The organism is Streptomyces sp. NPDC055955 (genome assembly GCF_042270245.1).
Classification (GTDB): Bacteria; Actinomycetota; Actinomycetes; order Streptomycetales; family Streptomycetaceae; genus Streptomyces.
On the sequence record NZ_JBHJYS010000053.1, the window covers coordinates 1 to 2,165 of the forward strand.

The 2,165-nt window shown below is 71.2% G+C and carries 5 protein-coding genes; 4 read left to right on the forward strand and 1 reads right to left on the reverse strand.

Going from position 1 to position 2,165, the window contains the following annotated elements; all coding sequences use genetic code 11:
* Positions 1-36 precede the first annotated feature (36 nt).
* From ACFC96_RS46005 to ACFC96_RS46015, 3 genes are all read left to right on the forward strand, one after another.
* Positions 37-246, forward strand: a complete 210-nt coding sequence (locus ACFC96_RS46005; RefSeq protein WP_376618710.1) for an acyl-CoA carboxylase epsilon subunit — start codon at positions 37-39, stop codon at positions 244-246.
* A gap of 71 nt (positions 247-317) precedes the next feature.
* Positions 318-446, forward strand: a complete 129-nt coding sequence (gene mmpB / locus ACFC96_RS46010; protein WP_376618706.1) for a morphogenic membrane protein MmpB — start codon at positions 318-320, stop codon at positions 444-446.
* Between the two features lie 133 nt (positions 447-579).
* Positions 580-1,203 carry a Maf family protein gene (locus ACFC96_RS46015; protein WP_376269140.1) on the forward strand — a complete coding sequence of 208 codons (624 nt, stop codon included), beginning with the start codon at positions 580-582 and terminating at the stop codon, positions 1,201-1,203.
* Positions 1,204-1,228: 25 nt separating this feature from the next.
* Here the strand turns inward: ACFC96_RS46015 and ACFC96_RS46020 are convergent, their stop codons facing one another.
* The gene (locus ACFC96_RS46020) at positions 1,229-1,702 is read right to left on the reverse strand and encodes a hypothetical protein (protein WP_376618708.1); all 474 of its coding nucleotides are present in this window, start codon (positions 1,700-1,702) and stop codon (positions 1,229-1,231) included.
* A 356-nt stretch (positions 1,703-2,058) separates the two neighbouring features.
* On the opposite strand from ACFC96_RS46020, the gene ACFC96_RS46025 reads away from it, so the two are divergent.
* On the forward strand, positions 2,059-2,165 hold a 107-nt coding region (locus ACFC96_RS46025; RefSeq protein WP_324603837.1), incomplete at its 3' end, for a biotin carboxylase N-terminal domain-containing protein.

Genomic DNA, 2,165 nt, shown 5'->3' on the forward strand with positions numbered 1-2,165 from the left:
CCAGCCGCCGACAAGCCGCCCGAAAGGACCCGACCAATGATGATCAAGGTCGTACGGGGCAACCCGACCCCCGAGGAGCTGGCCGCCGCACTGGCGGTGGTCCAGGCCCGCGCCGCGGCGGTGGCCACCACCCCGCCCGGCGCGACAGGCACCCGCGACGCATGGGCCGACCCGGCAAGGGTGGCGCAGGCGCGCCGCCCGGCCCCGGGTCCCACGAGCTGGGCGCGCACGTACTGGCCCTCCTAGTCCCTCCGTGGGGGTGCGCCTGAGTACGGGTACTCAGGCGCACCGCCCACCGGGGCAGCAGTATCGAATCCATGCTGTGGTCAGACCCCGAGAACGAGCCCCCCGAGGGGCTGCGCGAAACCCAGGCGATGCTCCGCCGAGCGGGCTTCGTGCTCGCGGTGGCGATGGTGATAGCGATGCTGGTTCTGGGCATCGTCTGAACCGATCCCCGCCCCCGTGCCGCGCCCTCCACACCGAACACCGCGCCCTCCACGCCGGGCTCGCCGCACCGCATCCTCCGCCCCGTCCTCCGACGAGGCACCCCCGGGGGCCCACATGTGGAACCCTGACCGCATGAGTGATCCCCACGTGAGCACCCCGCGCCGCCGCCTCGTCCTCGCCTCCCAGTCCCCCGCCAGGCTGGCCCTGTTGCGCCAGGCGGGACTCGCCCCCGAGGTGCTGGTCAGCGGGGTCGACGAGGACGCCGTGTCCGCCCCCACCCCGGCCGAACTGGCCCTGGCGCTGGCGGAGGCGAAGGCGTCCGTGGTCGCGGCGAAGCCGGAGGTGCACGGCGCGCTCGTGATCGGCTGCGACTCGGTCCTGGACATCGACGGCCAGGCGCTCGGCAAGCCGGCGGACGCCGAGGAGGCGACGGCGCGCTGGAAGTCGATGCGGGGCCGCGCGGGTACCCTGCAGACGGGCCACTGCGTGTACGACACGGCGGTGAACCGCTACGCGTCGGCGACGGCCTCGACGGTGGTCCGGTTCGGCGAGCCGAGCGACGAGGAGATCGCCGCGTACGTGGCGTCGGGCGAGCCGCTCCACGTGGCCGGCGCGTTCACGCTGGACGGCCGCTCGGCACCGTTCATCGACGGCATCGACGGCGACCACGGGAACGTGATCGGCCTGTCGATGCCGCTGCTGCGCCGCCTGCTGGCCCAACTGGGCGTGAACATCACGGACTTGTGGGCGGACTGAACGCGGCTCGCCCCGCCCGCGCCGATCAGACCGGCTGAGGCGCCCCGCCCCCCTCGGCCGGTCCAGCGGGGGCGTCACCCGCGCCCGACTCCGCTCCGCCCGTCTGCTCCTTGCGGTCGTAGGCGACGAGCGTGAGCACGATGAGCCCGAGCACGACCATCATGAAGACGAACGCGAGCCAGCCGACGAGGCCGATGCTGAACGCCCCGAGCAGCCCGTGCACGACGGCCGCGCTGATCAGCAGGATGCGGCCGAAGCCGGCCGGCGCGCGGTCGCGCACGGCCACGCGCACGAGGACGACCGCGCACAGCGCGAGATAGAGCCCGAAGAGCGCGCCGGCTATCCAGGCGGAGACGGACATGGCTCGGGGGTCCAGCCCGGCCAGGGACATGTCCTGGCGGTCGACGACCAGCCCCAGGAACCAGTTGAGCAGGGCGATACCGATCGCCTCCGCGAAAAGCACGATCGCGGCCACCCACGCCACCGGTCTGCGTGCCACCGGAACCCCACCCACTTTCGACTGCTGTTACCCCTAGTACGTTCGAGACAACGCGAACGCTACTAACGGGTAAACCTCGGGACAAGGGGTCTGCCCAAGGCAAAGAATCGTTGGGCCATTCGTAGGGACTCCACAAAGAATCCCGGAGCGCCGCGGCGCCGTCTCACAGAGACCTAGCCCGTGTCGGCGGGCTAGGGTTCCAAGAGGGAAGGCTGCGTACCCGGGCGCAACAAGGGGATTCACCACTTGAGCGCGCCTCGAATAGCACTCCGTGTGGGCAAGCTCACTCATGGGGACGGGTCGTAAGCCCGTGTCGGCAGTCCCTAAACTCGGCTTGTTTCAAGGAGGGAGCCATCGTGCGCAAGGTGCTCATCGCCAACCGTGGCGAAATCGCTGTCCGCGTGGCCCGGGCGTGCCGGGATGCCGGTATCGCGAGCGTTGCCGTTTACGCGGAACCGGACCG

Bases quoted from the DNA above. Each gene is read 5' to 3' on its own strand.
- ACFC96_RS46005 (WP_376618710.1), top strand. From the start codon at position 37: ATGATGATCAAGGTCGTACGGGGCAACCCGACCCCCGAGGAGCTGGCC.
- mmpB (WP_376618706.1), top strand. From the start codon at position 318: ATGCTGTGGTCAGACCCCGAGAACGAGCCCCCCGAGGGGCTGCGCGAA.
- ACFC96_RS46015 (WP_376269140.1), top strand. From the start codon at position 580: ATGAGTGATCCCCACGTGAGCACCCCGCGCCGCCGCCTCGTCCTCGCC.